8 protein-coding genes and 1 pseudogene are annotated in these 15,393 nt (G+C 37.0%); 6 read left to right on the forward strand and 3 right to left on the reverse strand.

Annotated features, from left to right (window positions below):
* Nucleotides 1-336: 336 nt before the first annotated feature.
* Both VQL36_RS03820 and VQL36_RS03825 read right to left on the reverse strand, forming a co-directional pair.
* On the reverse strand, nt 337-744 hold the full coding sequence (locus VQL36_RS03820) for a DUF6326 family protein (RefSeq protein ID WP_349248038.1): 408 nt from the start codon (nt 742-744) through the stop codon (nt 337-339).
* 27 nt (nt 745-771) lie between these two features.
* Nucleotides 772-1,749, reverse strand: a complete 978-nt coding sequence (locus VQL36_RS03825; RefSeq protein ID WP_349248039.1) for an NAD(P)-dependent alcohol dehydrogenase — start codon at nt 1,747-1,749, stop codon at nt 772-774.
* Nucleotides 1,750-1,924: 175 nt separating this feature from the next.
* Between VQL36_RS03825 and VQL36_RS03830 the strand changes: the two genes are divergently transcribed.
* Nucleotides 1,925-2,545 carry a TetR/AcrR family transcriptional regulator gene (locus tag VQL36_RS03830; protein WP_349248040.1) on the forward strand — a complete coding sequence of 207 codons (621 nt, stop codon included), beginning with the start codon at nt 1,925-1,927 and terminating at the stop codon, nt 2,543-2,545.
* 114 nt (nt 2,546-2,659) lie between these two features.
* On the opposite strand, the gene VQL36_RS03835 is transcribed toward VQL36_RS03830, so the two are convergent.
* Nucleotides 2,660-3,580, reverse strand: coding sequence for a Vps62-related protein (locus tag VQL36_RS03835; RefSeq protein ID WP_349248041.1), 921 nt, complete (start codon nt 3,578-3,580; stop codon nt 2,660-2,662).
* Between the two features lie 269 nt (nt 3,581-3,849).
* Between VQL36_RS03835 and VQL36_RS03840 the strand changes: the two genes are divergently transcribed.
* From VQL36_RS03840 to VQL36_RS03860, 5 genes and pseudogenes are all read left to right on the forward strand, one after another.
* Nucleotides 3,850-7,518, forward strand: a complete 3,669-nt coding sequence (locus VQL36_RS03840; RefSeq protein ID WP_349248042.1) for an amino acid adenylation domain-containing protein — start codon at nt 3,850-3,852, stop codon at nt 7,516-7,518.
* Between the two features lie 13 nt (nt 7,519-7,531).
* Nucleotides 7,532-8,360, forward strand: a pseudogene (locus VQL36_RS03845) (DUF4037 domain-containing protein).
* Between the two features lie 310 nt (nt 8,361-8,670).
* The gene (locus VQL36_RS03850) at nt 8,671-10,743 is read left to right on the forward strand and encodes a right-handed parallel beta-helix repeat-containing protein (protein WP_349248043.1); all 2,073 of its coding nucleotides are present in this window, start codon (nt 8,671-8,673) and stop codon (nt 10,741-10,743) included.
* Nucleotides 10,744-10,982: 239 nt separating this feature from the next.
* Nucleotides 10,983-13,118 (forward strand): peptidase G2 autoproteolytic cleavage domain-containing protein, encoded by a 2,136-nt coding sequence (locus VQL36_RS03855; protein ID WP_349248044.1) that lies wholly within the window; start codon nt 10,983-10,985, stop codon nt 13,116-13,118.
* A gap of 105 nt (nt 13,119-13,223) precedes the next feature.
* Nucleotides 13,224-15,389 (forward strand): peptidase G2 autoproteolytic cleavage domain-containing protein, encoded by a 2,166-nt coding sequence (locus VQL36_RS03860; RefSeq protein ID WP_349248045.1) that lies wholly within the window; start codon nt 13,224-13,226, stop codon nt 15,387-15,389.
* The last annotated feature ends 4 nt before the right edge of the window (nt 15,390-15,393 follow it).

Genomic DNA, 15,393 nt, shown 5'->3' on the forward strand with positions numbered 1-15,393 from the left:
GGGGATATCTTAAAGGATAATAAATTGCCAGAAATGCTATACGTGTTTCTGGTAATTTTCTAAATGAAATTGCTATCATTATTGGAAAAATTATAAAGATTCCCAATAGATCTGTTTTGTAATTAAATGGGACATATTTATTCTATAAGAAACCTATGGCTTTCCATAGCATAATAAAAATGAAAAATGTTGTTGTACTTATATTAGTCATTATGACCTAATCATGTAAAAGGCACCTTCTATAAAAGGTGCTTTTACATTAAAGAGTAGAATTCATTTAGATCATCCAAGAAATTAATTCATTAGATGCAAAGCAACTTATAAATGGAAATCAATTCATGAATTCGTTTTAGGCCATCTCCATGCATACCATATAATTGCTAATAAACCTATAATTTGTATCGTTACAAAAAATATATCATCAAGATCTGCGACGCCATTATCTATAAGAAGCACAATCATTAATACACTTGCAATACTGTTTGCCCAGAAATTTACTCTATACTTTAATACTCGTGACAGGATAACCATAGCAATCGGAATCTCCAGCAGTATTCCAAATATCAACAACAATTCTTCAGTTATTAAAACCCCATCTACAGTTCCTGACATAATTTCTTCCAGAAATCCAGTTCTAAAAAGCCCATGAATATCCTTAAAAATTAAATTTAAAAATACAAATATCCATAATGTAGAAAGTGTAGTCCTCCAATTCAGCTCGATGATCTTATTTTCTGCATTCATTTTTTTACTCCTTTCCTCATACTTTTTTTACGCTACGGTTATGATTACTTTTCCTCTTGCGCGCCCAGTTTCAAGATATGTTAGTGCTTTGGCAGCTTCACTTAAGGAATAATATCTATCTATGACTGGTACAACTTTTTCTGTTTCAAGTAAATCTTTTAGAAAAAGTAAATCTTCTTTGTTAGTGTGGACAGTTTTCATCATACCTATTTTCTTATTGCCAGCTTTGGAAACCCTTCCTCCTTTCCATGAAATCTCAAATAAACGAGCCATGTTCGTAAATCCAGCTACGGCACAATTTCCTTTTTCTTTTAATGCTCTTTCTAAGTCTGAAACCGAGTGATTTCCTACAGCATCAAAAATTAGATCATATTTCTTACCGTTTCTAGTGAAATCTTCCCTCGTATAATCAATAACATGATCTGCCCCAATTGAGCGAACCATATCTAAATTTCGCGTACTGCACACTCCGGTAACTTCAGTCCCGATTGCTTTTGCAATCTGTACCGCAAATGTACCCACTCCTCCAGATGCACCATTAATCAAAACCTTCTGTCCTGATTGAATTTGCCCTTCGTTTCGAAGACCTTGCAAAGCGGTGAGGGCTGCTAATGGGACGGCGGCGGCTGCCTTAAAGGACAGGTTACTAGGTTTCATTGCCAACGCACTTTCAGGAACAGATACATACTCGGCAAAGCCTCCTAATCCTGTCTCGAATTTCTCCCCAAATACTTCATCACCAACTTTAAATTGTGTTACATTGCTGCCAACTGCTTCAACCCGTCCTGCGATGTCTGCTCCAAGTCGTGTATTTTTAGGTTTTAAAAGTCCATTAGCCAAACGAGCTAAGTATGGCTTAGCTCTCATCAAACGCCAATCAAGTGGATTTGCGGAAGATGCATCAACTTTTACCAGCACTTCATTTTCTTTTGGACTGGGTTTTTCGACTTCCTTAAGTTGAAGAACATCCGATGATCCATATTTTGTGAATACAATGGCTTTCATGAGTTTCCTCCTTCATTTATGTCTTTCATTTTTGATTTCATAACTAACATTATTAGGTAGTCTTGAAATTTCTTCCTGCTTAATGTAAACTATACAGTGTAGTTTACATTAAGTCAATAATTTTTATACTACACAGTGTAGTTTACTTAAAAATGTAGAAGGTGAGTACTCAACTATGAATGATGAATTAAAAAAAGCAGCAAACATTTCTAAAAAGCGTGAAACTATTATGGATGGAGCAATCAAAGCCTTTGTGATAGAAGGATACGAAAAGGCATCTATGGATCGAATTGCTTATCATGCAGAAGTTTCAAAACGAACGGTTTATAATCATTTTGCCAATAAGGATGATCTATTCCAAGCCGTTTTTAAAAGATTGCTATCTGAACAGGAATTATTAAAAAATATCACTTATGATCCTGATAAAACTTTAGAAGAGCAGCTTGCCCTTTTTGCTGATGCAGAAATATTTCTAATTAACGATCCAAGTAGACTAGCATTATGCAAGGTGCTTACTACTGTATTTATTCAAGACTCCCAGTTGGCTATGGAAACAAAATCTAAGTATGGTCCACCTCATACCAATCTCGTAAATTGGTTAAAATCAGCAGATGAAGATGGACGGATGGAGATCCCCGATCCACGTGTGGCTGCTCAAATCTTCCATTCCATGATCGAAGGGGCTTTAACCTGGCCAGCGCTCTTCCAGTCATGTCAGACTGAGAAACAGTTAAAACCTTTAAAAGAGGAAATGATAAAAACATATTTGTGCAGATTTGGGATAAACCACCTTTGAACCTAAACAAGAAGAAGCATCCACTTTGTGGTTTGCTTCTTCTGATAATCTAAATTTTAGTTTTAGTAAACAACATTAAAAAAATGATTTGATGGAATTGGATATCCCTAATATTTATTTTAAATCTGGTGTAGTAAATATACTCCTATTTACAACACCACTAGGACCATTATTTAAACGGCACTCTCCAGCTATAAATTCAAAATCACAACCATCAGCTTCATTTCCCCATCTGTATATAGCACCACTTGCTGGATCTGAAGGGTCCATACCTGGTACTGTATAAGTAAAATCATCATACATCCATAATGGCCAATCTTGTCCTGATAAACCTTCTTTTTGTTTATAATCATACGCTTCAACACTATTCCAAGTATCCCAAGCAGTTCCTGCACTAGTGATATCTTGTAATTTTCCTAAAATCCATAAATCTTTATACGTATGTACACCAGGGTCTTTCCAATGTCCATGTGATCCCCATGCGGAATAGACTATAGGGTGAGTATTCTCAACCTTTTGAATTTCATTCCAAGAGTATAGTTCTCCAAAGTTATGAGATGGAAGATAAATTTGCACCGGCTCGTAAGACTCATTCAATCTTATAGAAATATGCTCCCAATCACCAACATGGTTACCCCAAATTGTATCGATTACAGATTTCCCTCTATTGTATGGGTAGAAAACCCAATAGGTAATATCCGTCACACCATTCTCTTTATCGACCCAATAAGAATATATCTTAGCAGAATCTAAATTACCATTAAAATAACTAAGCCGGTCTGAAGGACTGGATAATGTTTCTTTCGACTTTAGCCAGTAATTATTTTTACCAGAGGGAATATATCTCTCAACATACGGAAACATCCATTCAACAGAAGAAGGGAAATATCTTTCATTCTCATCCATCCATATTCTAGGTGCGAACTTTGTCAATATTTCTAATTTTTCATCATTTGTCAATTCTTCTGCCGAAATAGCCATTGAATTAGTAAAAATCATTGCTAACGTTAAGATGAGAACCAATATTTTTTTCATTTTTAAATTACCTCTTTCTTAATCTTATTTAATTCAAAGTTATAATTCGATAAAAAAATCTAAAAACCTCCTAATAAATCCTGATAATAGTAAATATGTAAATCATAGTTTGTATAAAAAAGTTAAGATAATGATAGGTGATTTTTTATGATAATGAGGAAGGTTATAATCATATTCAGCAATTAAATGAAGAAGAGGACTGTGCAACAAGTGGTTCCAGTTCATATTATGAAAATTATAATTGCGCTTAGACATTCCTATATAGTAAAATGTGGCATAGATTTCAAAAGTTTAGAAAGGAGGATGGCATGGGCACAACTATAGATTACTGGGATCAGGAGTTAGCTGACATACCATCACATTTTGAATTAATAATTGATAGTAAAAAGAGCCTCAACAATTGGGTTTCAAACGTATCATCTAAATCAAGAATTTTAGAGGAAAAGGAGAAATTAATATACAATTATTGTGAGAGATTTGATTTAAACATTAATGAGGTCTTCTTATCAGCTTATTATATACTGCTATATCGAATGTCAGATGAAAAAGACATCATAGTAGGGGTAAATGGAGAAAGTAATTTATTACCAGTGAGAATAAAGATCAATAGTAATCTTAATTTCCATCAATTTATAATTGAAGTAGCTAGCAAACTAAAGCAAGTCAAAGATAGTGCGAGTATATACTCAGTTAAATACTTGCGGGATTCTAATATATACTCTTCATTTAATGCAGATAAGACTATCTTTTGTACCAAAATGGATTGGTTTGTTTCAATTGATAAATATATTATGGTAGATATTAATTACAATGAAAGTTTTGTAAATAGTAGGTCTATGTACAAGTTAGTTAGGCATTATGAAAAATTATTAGTAGAATTGTTAAGTAATCCTACCACCGCAATTGGAGATGTAGAAATCTTACTAGAAGATGATAAACAAACATACCAGATCATGAATAATACCGAAACAGATATAGACAATTTCAAGACCATTATTGATATGTTTAATCATACTGTGAGGAATTATCCCCTCGACCTTGCCCTCTCTGCAGATGGTATCCAATATACGTATAAAGAATTAGATATACAGATAAATAAAGTAGCTAATACTCTCATTAAGCAAAATATTCGAAAGGGAGATTTTGTCTCTATTTTAATGGGAAGAAGTGTTGAGACAGTAGTTAGTCTCATGGCAGTCATGAAGATTGGAGCGATTTATGTTCCTTTAGACCCAAAGCATCCTAAGGATAGAAATCTATATATCATATCAGATTCCCACTCTAATTATGTGATTACAACTTATGAATATGCCACATTAGTAAAGGATATGTTTAAGAATGGTACGCAACAGGTACTGTATTATGAAGATTGTACCAATACTAATCCCACAGACATTGAATATATAGGAAACCCGGATAATGTAGCATATGTTATCTATACATCTGGTTCTACAGGTAAGCCAAAAGGTACATTGATTAGACACAAGGGATTAATGAACCTATGTCCATCTATTAGAGATACTTTTAATTTATCATCATCGGATATACTCTTACAATTTGCCAGTTTTAGCTTTGATGCTTCCATTTATGAAATGTTTGGTGCATTCTATTGTGGAGCACATTTACATTTAATAAACGATGAGGAACGTATATCTATTGAGGCATTTGCTAATATCGTAGATAGAATGAGTATTACCTGTATTCCTTTAATACCTACTATTTTCTTCAACCAATTAGCCACTCATCTATCTGATTCTGGTGTAGCCAAATTTAAATCAGTGCGTACTATTAGTACTGGGGGAGAGGCATTAACTAGCGAAATAGCAAAATCATTTATGAATAGATTCGGTCCAGATCTAAGGGTCGTAAATCTGTACGGACCAACAGAATGTACAGCAGTAACTTCTTCTTATGAGGTTAGAACGGATACGATTAAGGGGTTATCCATAGTTCCGATAGGAAGACCATATAAGAATTACGAGATGTACATTGTTAATGAGCATAGTCAGCCCTGCCCATTATACGTCCCTGGGGAAATTTTAATAAAATCTGTAGGTGTGGCAAATGGTTACCTAAATCAGCCTGAAAAGACGAGAGAGGCATTTATAGATGATCCTTTTGATCCCTCATCCGATAAACGATTTTATAAAACGGGGGATATTGGCCGATTGCTGCCTGGAGGCAATATCGAGTATATATCTAGGAAGGATTCACAAATTAAAATTAGAGGTTTTCGAGTAGAAATAGGGGAAATAGAAGATAGTATTTCAAGACATGAAAAGGTACAAGATATAGCCGTGATAGTCAAGTCAAATGGGAACAAAGGGAAAGTATTGATAGCCTATTATACTACTACAAATAAAATACCCATATCTGTTTCGAAATTAAAGGAATTCTTATCTGATTCAATTCCGCAGTATATGATTCCTCATCATATTTGTTTTCTAAAAGAAATACCTATATCGCCAACTGGAAAAATAGATAGGAAGGTATTAAACTCTTTCGATTTTCATGATTATTTAGAAGATAATAAAGATATGGTAGCCCCAACCACAAGCATTGAAAAGAAGGTATGGAGAGCTTGGAGAAATGGTCTCGATATTGAAGATATTAGTATCACTGATCATTTTTTCGAAATAGGCGGAGATTCACTTTCTATTATGCAGATCTTAGTTATATTGAAACCTGATTTTCCTAACATCAAGATAAGTGACTTTTATCAATATCCTACTATACAGGAATTATCAAATCGAATAGAAGAGACTAGAAACGGGGAAATCTTACTGGATCAATATGATAATAATAAGGAAATAAGGCATCTGATACCCTATCCCGAAACATTGCAAGGGGAAGATATTTCTCTAGAGGGAGTATCAACTACTCAAGATATCTTACTCACAGGAGCTACTGGTTATCTAGGCTCACATATACTGTACAATTTCCTAAAGAATAGTAGTGCTAGATTATACTGTTTGTTGCGGGATGGAGATAAAAGTCGTTTGACCTCAGTATTGAATTCATACTTCGATGATATAACTAATCATGATATTCAAAGAATTCAAGTAATAAAAGGAGATCTATCCAAACCTAGATTAGCACTAAATGAAAGTGAATATGCTTATTTACGGAGGATAATAAATAACGTAGTCCATTGTGGTGCAGAAGTAAAACATCATGGGGATCATGAGCATTTCAATAAAGCAAATGTAATGAGTACTGTCATGCTGCTAGATCTAATTCAATTATCACCAAATGTTCAATTCCATTATATCTCTACTTTAGGTATTCCTGAAGATCTAGCTTTGAGTGGTAGATATAATATATTCCCATTTGATCCTACAATAGTACTAGAGAATGTCTATACAAATAGTAAATTAAAATCAGAAATACAAGTGAATATGAGAAGCAATAACATACCAAGTGCCATTTACCGTATGGGGAATTTGGTGGGCAACTCTATAAATGGGAAATTTCAGGTGAATATCAATAACAATGCATTCTATAGGATGTTAAAGGCAATGATGCTATTAGGTAAAGCACCAAAAGCCAACTGGTATGTTGATCTAACACCCATAGATTATGCCAGCAAATATATTGTTAGGTCTATAGAGAAGGGGGAATCAATTAATAAACTCCTCCACGTCTGCAATCCTATACATATCACTTATAATCAGATGGTAGAATACTTAGTAGATTACGGTTATAATATACAATTATTAGAAAAAGAAGAGTATTCTAGATGGTTATTTAACGAAGAAGAAAAAGATCAAGAAGGGCTTCAGCTTGCTATGGCTCAATTAGAAGGTGATGGAGCTAAAGATTCTAATTATAAATTTATTAGTAGTGAGAGTAATATCGATTGCCACGAGCCAAATAGGGAGTTTTTCTATAAATTGATCAATTATGCAGTGTCAATAGGTTATTTTCCTGAAGTTTAATTGGAGGAAGTAAATGAAATTAATGCAAAAAGCAATAGAGATGGCGGCAGTCTATGAACAAAACCCAAAAGTAGAAGCTATTCTTTTAGCGGGGTCAGTATCAAAAAACTTGGATGATGAGCACTCAGATATTGAATTACATATTTTATGGTTGAAACCTCCAGAAGATGAAGATCGTCAAAATCCCATTGTACAAGTTAAAGGAACTATTTTATCATATCATCCTTATGAGGAGGAAGAGTGGTCTGAGTCATACCTAACCAAAGAGGGGATTAAATATTAAATTAGAAATAAGCAACTTCTTAACCTCATCAGTTGAACGCTTTATTTCTGATGTAGTGGAAAATAATGAAACTGACTATGATAAACAATGTATTGTTGCATCGATAAATGATGGAAAGAGCTTATATGGGAAAGAAAAAATTAAAGCGTTAAAAAATAGAGTAACAATATATCCTGTAGATTTAACAAAACATATGATTTTAGAAAACCTTTGGATGAGTAATCGATGGAATAATCGAAATGCTTTGTTAAATAGGAAAGACTGGCTTATGCTATATGAAGTAATTTGTGAAGTACAAAAGAAGTTGTTTGGTGTTCTTTTTGGTCTAAATAGAATGTATGTTCATCACCCTGTTTTTAAATGGATGTCTTACAATATTGAATGTATGAAGATTAAACCTCATAATCTTTATGATAGAATGACCAATATACTCATAGGAAATCCAGAAAATAGTGTGAAGGAATTAGAAAAATTAATTTATGAGATCATTAATTTGGTAGAAAAACATACAGAATTGAATATATATGAACAAAAAAAACATATTGGATATTCAAAATAATGAAATTGTTTACAATAACATTAGTTAACTTAATATAAGTAAAATTATAAATCTATATTCCACAAATTAGCGCTTTCTCTATGAGAAGCGCTTTCCTTATTGTCAACATGTCTAAATTTTTCCACAATCAATTTCCACAGTCTTCTTGTTTATGGATTTCATCCTAGAAGCATCCCAAATGGACATGTAAAAAACCCCATCTTTTTTTCATTTGCCTAAATTTAATAAATTCAGTACACCTGTCTAGTCCTTTTGTTCACATCTTACATAGAATATAGCAATATTCAAACTCAGAAAGGACGAAAACAATATGACCGTACGGAACGTTCCAACTGTTGAATTTCCTACAATTAATGATGCGTTAGATGCCTCTCAGCCATACGATACCATTAGAGTAGGAGAAGGAAACTTTTCCGAATTTCTTAATATTAATGTGGAAGGTCTTCGACTAATCGGAGAGGGCAAAGGAAAAACAATCCTTGATGGACAAGACTTTGGGTTAACTGATGGCATTATAATTGGTGAAAGTTTTATTACCATTCAAAACTTAACGGTACAGAACTTTAAAGGTACTGGTATTTGTATAGATACATCCAATAGTATTATTCATAGAGTTCAAATTTTAAATAATGGAAGCCATGGCATTGATATTACCACTTTTAGAAATCTAGTTATGGAATGTGAAATCAATGGCAATGTTGAGAATGGTATTGTCGTTGCAAGAAATAATAATAATATCATCCAATGTAAAATGATTTATAATTTAAATGGGGTATTATTAGATGATAATAATAATTTAATCTACTGTTGTTTAGCGCATATAAACAAACAAGATGGATTTAATGTAAGTGGACGTGAAAATTATATTATTTCAAGTGCTGCTACAGATAATAAAGGCAATGGGATTAATGATAATAATGAGGATTTTAATTTTTATGCTATGAACAAGGCATTAGGAAATTCAGGAAATGGATTTGTAATAGGTATTTTTGCAACTGTGTTTGATAATATAAGCAAAGAAAATGGTTTGGATGGTATTTTAGCAACCGGTGATGATGCAAGAATTATTAAAAATCTTGTCATTGGAAATAAAGGGAATGGAATTCGAATGGAAGATGAGGACTCTGTGGTTGATCGAAACACTGTAATAAACAATACCCTTGCTGGTATCAGCATCACTGGGGATAATATAGCTATTCGCTCAAATTGTATAAAAGGAAACTCACCTGACATCATTGTTGAGGGAGGAGTTGTAGGTTGTACATTTGCAGACAATGATTGTGAAACAAGTATGCCTTTAGGAATATGTAAAAGGAATGACGCCATCAATGTACAAGAAGGCGAATCCATTCAACAAGCTGTAGAAGATGCACAAAGTGGTTATTTAATCAATGTTAGTAAGGGTTTATTTCATGAACAAATTAATATTCCTAGTGATAAAGATCGCCTTAGAATTGTTGGATCAGGTATGTGCAATACGATCATAGATGGTACTAATCTAGCAGGGAACGGCATGACAATTGAAAGTGAACGAAATTCGATCGAAAATCTGACTGTTCAACATTTTGGAGCTAACGGAATACTTATAAATAGTGAAGAGAACACATTTGATAGAGTTCAATCCAAAAATAATACAGGAGATGGATTTCAAATTAATGTAACCCAAACTCTCTTCAATCAATGTGACGCAATTATAAATGGAAGCAATGGATTTCATTCTCTTCTGGTTCCAAGTGATCTAAATTATATCATAAAATGTAATGCCGTTCATAATGGGAAAAATGGGTTTATAGCAGATAATAGTGATGACAATTTATTTTTATGTAATACATCAAAGCAGAATGGAATGGACGGTTTTAATTTATTAAGTGATCATAGTTTGTGTATTGGAAATTGGGTTTTTGAAAATAAAGGAAATGGATTTATTATACTCGATAGTTGCTTAATGTTAAACAACAGAACCACTGGAAACTTATTAAATGGATTTAGTTTGATTGAGAATGATAACATAATTTGGGGAAACGTTTGTAACAAAAATAATCAGAATGGTATTGAATTAAACGATTGTGACGATAGATTGATTAAAAATAGTTGTCAATTTAATAAAGGTAATGGAATTCAACTAAATCTCTCCTTCTCGATTGGTAGTATTATAGATCACAACTGTATAGAAAACAATCTTAAAGCTGGGATCATCGTAGTAGAACCTACTGCTGATAATTTTGGCATCCGCTCTAACTGTTTATCCGGCAATGACCCAGACCTTCAAAACAACTCCCAATCTACTGATAATATTGCGATAGATGAAAACAAATGTAATTCAAGTATTCCAGATGGGCTTTGTGAAAAATCCTGTAAGCAGAAGAAATTCTTTAAAAGATAATCTCCTAAAAGACTTATATCGTATTAACGTATATGGGTTTGGAAACACCAAATTCTACTATAGGTCTACTAATAACTGCAAAACGAAATGGCGCGTTTCTCTAATAAGAGAAGCGCTTTTTTCTTGAAAATACCCATTGGAAATGGTCTTGCTATATTTGGGGAGAATATTCACTTTTAAGCTACTACCTACGTAAGATGGGATGGAGGAAATAAGATTTATCAAAGGAGGGCTTTTAAATGGATAGTAAAAATTGTAATCGTGAAGCAACAGGAGGTTGCGCCACAGCGTTAGGTAGAAATACGATGGCGAGTGGTGACAACTCTCTTGCTGAAGGTAGAAGTACGATATCAGATGGGGAAAATTCTCATTCGGAAGGAAGAAGTACAATAGCTGATGGGAACGCTTCCCATGCGGAAGGAGAAGGGACTCAGGCGAAAGGATTGGCTGCTCATTCGGAGGGAATAGATACGATAGCCAGTGGGGACGCTTCTCATTCAGAAGGAAGAAACACTGTAGCACAAGGGAATAATTCCCATGCGGAAGGAGAAGGAACCCAGGCGATTGGAACAGCTTCTCATGCGGAAGGAACAAGTTCAATAGCGAAAGGATTACAAACGCATGCCGAAGGAGATTGTACAACGGCATCAGGAAGCTTTTCTCATGCAGAAGGAACTCAAACGGATGCTGAAGGTGAAGCTTCCCACTCAGAAGGGAGAAATACGGAAGCCACAGGGGACAATGCTCATGCCCAAAATCGAGATACCGTAGCACAAGGGGACAATTCGACCTCTGAAGGCTTAGGTTCAGTTGCTAGAGGATTAAACAGTCATTCGGAAGGATATATTACACAGGCGGATGGAGAAAATGCGCATTCGGAAGGACAGAACACGAAAGCGACAGGACTTAATTCTCATGCGGAGGGAAGAGACACCCTTGCCCAAGGAGATAATTCCCATGCGGAAGGAGAAGGATCAATTGCCATTGGTACCGGTGCTCATGCGGAAGGAACAGATACAGTTGCTTCTGGTGAACAGGCTCATGCGGAAGGTCGACTTACAGTAGCCAGCGGTGATTTTTCTCATGCCCAAAATGATGGAACTGTAGCCGCTGGATTTGCTTCTCATGCGGAAGGCTGCAATACGAGAGCTGAAGGAATAGCCGCCCATGCAGAATGCAACGCCACACTTGCTGGCGGAGACTTTTCCCATGCGGAAGGAACACTTACACAAGCTACGGGGGAAAGCTCTTACGCTGAAGGAAGTGACACCCTTGCCGAAGGAGATGAATCCCACGCGGAAGGATTTTTCTCGCAAGCCATTGGGCAAAGCTCTCACGCTGAAGGAAGAAACACCCTTGCCCAAGGAAATAACTCCCACTCGGAAGGAGATAGAACCGAAGCAACAGGTAACGCTGCTCATGCAGAGGGAACAAATACCCTTGCCCAAGGAGACAATTCCCATGCCGAAGGGTCTGACACTAGAGCGGAAGGTTCTTCGTCTCATGCGGAAGGAAGCAATACGGTAGCTGAAGGGTTAGGCTCTCATGCGGAAGGCTGTAATACGGTAGCTTTAGGAGATTGTTCTCACGCGGAAGGATCTGGCACTAGAGCGGAAGGTTTTGCGTCTCATGCTGAGGGTTGTGATACGATTGCTTCAGGTGAATGCTCTCATGCGGAAGGAAATGGTACAGATACAAACAATAGAGTAAATGCGCATATTATGGGGCGTTCAGGTCAAGCGATTGAAGATAACTCTTGGCATTTAGTGAATGGAACATTGATGGCATTGATTAACGGAAATACGGGGGATGCCTGTTTTGCTGGACAGATTACTTCCGGTGGAGGGTGTGATTTTGCTGAATTGTTTGAAACGTGGGATGGCAAACCCATTGATGTCGGATATTTTGTCACAACAGAAGGGGATAGAATAAGAAAAGCAACTGATAAAGATAATTATATCTTAGGTGTAACAAGTGGCTTCCCTGCTGTCTTAGGAGGTTCGGGTTATGAATGGAATAAGCGATGTATGACGGATAAGTGGGGTCAGGTACTATATGAAGAAGTCACCATCCCTGCGGAAAAAGATGAGAACGGCAAAATTATTTCGCCTGAGCGAATTGAAAAAAGACAAAAGCTAAATCCAGAATATGATCCTGATAAACAGTATATTCCACGATCAGAAAGACCTGAATGGGTAGCTGTTGGATTAACGGGGCAATTATTAGTAAGAGACGATGGAACAAGTGAAGTGAACGGGTTTTGCAGACCTAACACTGAAGGGATTGCTACAACAGCTCAAAGTGGTTATAAAGTGTTAAAACGGACAGATGAAGATCAAATTTTAATTATTGTAGCAAGTCCTATGCAATTTTAAATGACACAAAAGGATAGGATGCGAAATGGAAAATAACAGAGGGTGTAAGAACGAAGCGAACAATCACTAATGATTACAAAATAGACTTTGAAGGAGGTGCTATAAATGGATGGAAATTGTAATCGTGAATCAACAGGAGATTGCGCCACAGCGTTAGGTAGAAATACGATGGCGAGTGGTGACGACTCTCTTGCTGCAGGTAGAGGTACGGTATCAGATGGGGAAAATGCTCATGCGGAAGGAAGAAGAACAATGTCCGATGGGAATGCTTCCCATGCGGAAGGAAAAGGGACTCAGGCGAAAGGATTGGCAGCTCATTCGGAAGGAATAGATACGATAGCCAGTGGGGACGCTTCTCATTCAGAAGGAAGAAACACTGTAGCCCAAGGAGATCATTCCCATGCGGAAGGAGTAGGAACGCAGGCGATTGGAACAGCTTCTCATGCGGAAGGAACAAGTTCAATAGCGAAAGGATTACAATCGCATGCCGAAGGAGATTGTACAACGGCATCTGGAAGCTCTTCCCACGCCGAAGGAATTCAAACGGATGCTGAAGGTGAAGCTTCCCACTCAGAAGGGAGAAATACGGAAGCCACAGGAGACAATGCTCATGCCCAAAATCGAGATACCGTAGCCCAAGGAGACAATTCGACCGCTGAAGGCTTAGGTTCAATTGCTAGAGGATTGAACAGCCATTCGGAAGGGTTTATTACACAGGCGGATGGAGAAAATGCGCATTCAGAAGGGCGGAACACGAAAGCGACAGGACTTAATTCTCATGCGGAAGGAAAAGACACCCTTGCCCAAGGAGATAATTCCCATTCGGAAGGAGAAGGAACAGAAGCAATAGGTATCGGTGCTCATGCAGAAGGAACAAATACAGTTGCTTCTGGTGAACAGGCTCATGCGGAAGGTAAACAATCAGTAGCCGGTGGTAATTTTTCTCATGCTCAAAATGATACAACTGATGCCGGTGCATTTGCTTCTCATGCGGAAGGAGTCATTACGTCAGCCGGAACAATGGCCCATTCGGAAGGCAGAGCCACCGTTGCTGCCGGAGAGGGTTCCCATGCGGAAGGGTTTTTTACAACAGCTATTGGGGAAAGCTCTCATTCAGAAGGAAGAGACACCCTTGCCCAAGGAGATTTTTCCCATGCGGAAGGTTGTGATACGCAAGCCATTGGGGAAAGTTCTCACGCGGAAGGAGAAAACACCCTTGCCCAAGGGGATTTCTCCCATGCGGAAGGAGAAGGAACCGAAGCAACAGGTGTCGGTGCTCATGCAGAGGGAACAAATACCCTTGCCCAAGGAGACAGTTCCCATGCCGAAGGGTCTGGCACTACAGCGGAAGGTTTCTCGTCTCATTCAGAAGGAAGCAATACGGTAGCTGAAGGGTTAGGCTCTCATGCGGAAGGCTGTAATACGGTAGCTTTAGGAGATTGTTCTCACGCGGAAGGAGATGGAACTATAACGGAAGGTTTTGCGTCTCATGCAGAGGGTTGTAATACGATTGCTTCAGGTGAATGCTCTCATGCGGAAGGAAATGGTACAGATACAAATAATAGAGTGAACGCGCATATTATGGGACGTTCAGGTCAAGCTGTTGAAGATAACTCTTGGCATTTAGTCAATGGAACATTGATGGCTCTGATTAACGGAAATACAGGGGACGCTTGCTTTGCTGGGCAAATTACTTCCGGTAGAGGGTGTGATTTCGCTGAATTGTTTGAAACGTTGGATGGCAAACCCATTGATGTCGGATATTTTGTCACAACAGAAGGGGATAAAATTAGGAAAGCAACAGATAAAGATAATTATATTTTAGGTGTAACAAGTGGCTTCCCTGCTGTCTTAGGAGGTTCCGGTTATGAATGGAATAAGCGATATTTGACGGGGAAGTGGGGTCAGGCACTATATGAAGAAGTCACCATCCCTGCGGAAAAAGATGAGAACGGCAAAATTATTTCGCCTGAGCGAATTGAAAAAAGACAAAAGCTAAATCCAGAATATGATCCCGATAAACAGTATATTCCACGATCAGAAAGACCTGAATGGGTAGCTGTTGGATTAACGGGGCAATTATTAGTAAGAGACGATGGAACAAGTGAAGTGAATGGGTTTTGCAGACCTAACGCTGATGGAGTTGCTACAATAGCTCAAAGTGGTTATAGAGTGTTAAAACGGACAGATGAAGATCAAATTTTAATTATTGTAGCAAATCCTATGCAAATTAAAAACGACCCAAAAGGAGAGGTGCGTAGTAGACTTTGAAGGA

Origin of the sequence: Chengkuizengella sp. SCS-71B, assembly GCF_040100845.1 — a bacterium.
Lineage (GTDB): Bacteria > Bacillota > Bacilli > Paenibacillales > KCTC-33759 > Chengkuizengella.

Coding starts and splice junctions, on each gene's coding strand:
- VQL36_RS03820 (WP_349248038.1), bottom strand. CDS start 744: ATGAATGCAGAAAATAAGATCATCGAGCTGAATTGGAGGACTACACTT.
- VQL36_RS03825 (WP_349248039.1), bottom strand. CDS start 1,749: ATGAAAGCCATTGTATTCACAAAATATGGATCATCGGATGTTCTTCAA.
- VQL36_RS03830 (WP_349248040.1), top strand. CDS start 1,925: ATGAATGATGAATTAAAAAAAGCAGCAAACATTTCTAAAAAGCGTGAA.
- VQL36_RS03835 (WP_349248041.1), bottom strand. CDS start 3,580: ATGAAAAAAATATTGGTTCTCATCTTAACGTTAGCAATGATTTTTACT.
- VQL36_RS03840 (WP_349248042.1), top strand. CDS start 3,850: ATGTGGCATAGATTTCAAAAGTTTAGAAAGGAGGATGGCATGGGCACA.
- VQL36_RS03850 (WP_349248043.1), top strand. CDS start 8,671: ATGACCGTACGGAACGTTCCAACTGTTGAATTTCCTACAATTAATGAT.
- VQL36_RS03855 (WP_349248044.1), top strand. CDS start 10,983: ATGGATAGTAAAAATTGTAATCGTGAAGCAACAGGAGGTTGCGCCACA.
- VQL36_RS03860 (WP_349248045.1), top strand. CDS start 13,224: ATGGATGGAAATTGTAATCGTGAATCAACAGGAGATTGCGCCACAGCG.